General features: G+C 71.3%; 1 pseudogene. It reads right to left on the reverse strand.

Annotated features, from left to right (window positions below):
• A pseudogene (locus tag MY55_RS22375) lies at positions 1-223 on the reverse strand (type VI secretion system Vgr family protein); the annotation flags it as partial.

Consider the following 223-nt stretch of genomic DNA (forward strand, 5'->3'; position numbering starts at 1 on the left):
CTCCTGGCCCTGGGCGTCGGCGATGCCGAGGCGGGCGGATTGACCGAGCAGGGTCTTGAGTTCGATGGCGCCGTCGGGGGACAGGCAGGTCAGGGTGAAGCGATAGGGCCGGGACACGCCTTCCTCGCCGTCCAGGCTTTGCGGCAGCAGCTGCTCGGCCGCGACATGGCCGTCGCCCAGTTGCAGGGTGAGCTGGCGGCGGTCCTGGGTGAAGGCGGAGGCG

This window comes from Chromobacterium subtsugae, from assembly GCF_001676875.1.
Lineage (GTDB): Bacteria > Pseudomonadota > Gammaproteobacteria > Burkholderiales > Chromobacteriaceae > Chromobacterium > Chromobacterium subtsugae.